Raw genomic sequence first — 523 nt, 5'->3', positions numbered from 1 at the left:
TGCGTGGCGCGCGCGCCGATGGTGAGCCATTCCTCGCCGATGTCGATGCGGCCGAGCTCGGCAATGCCCGAGATCGAGATGACGGAAGCGGGCAGAGCCTCGCCGCGCAAGGGCGCGCGCATCAGCCAGGTCGCGCCCGCGATGATCGTCGCCCGTCCCTCGTGCGCGGAGAGTGCGGCCAAGGCCTCCTCCACCGTGGTTGCCGCAATGAATTGATGAGCCATCATCTCAGATCTGCCTCAGCCACGTTTTCATCATGGTGGAGCGTGAGCAGTGTGCCGTCCGTCTCTTTCCGCAATGCAGGGCTGTCGGATGCGGCGAAAGACCCTCTCTGGCCTGCCGGCCATCTCCCCCACAAGGGGGGAGAAGACTCGCGGCACGCTCTCTGCCTCAATCGGGGCACAGCGGAGCGACACGTTAAACCTCTGGCCCTTATGGGGATCCGAAGGACGGGTCGAGACCAGYGGCTCGACCTTGCAAGTCGGGGAGAGATCTTGGCTTCAGATGCGATTGCCCGCCCCTC

Annotated in this window: 1 protein-coding gene; it reads right to left on the bottom strand. The window is 64.9% G+C overall.

Annotated elements, in window-relative coordinates; translation table 11 throughout:
• A partial coding sequence (locus tag AC1D0P_RS28150) for an FAD binding domain-containing protein (protein WP_477679741.1) occupies positions 1–227 on the bottom strand: 227 nt, incomplete at its 3' end.
• Positions 228–523: the final 296 nt, after the last annotated feature.

This window comes from Polaromonas sp. P1_G2, assembly GCF_056405515.1.
This window is presented reverse-complemented; position numbering and strand designations above follow the sequence as displayed.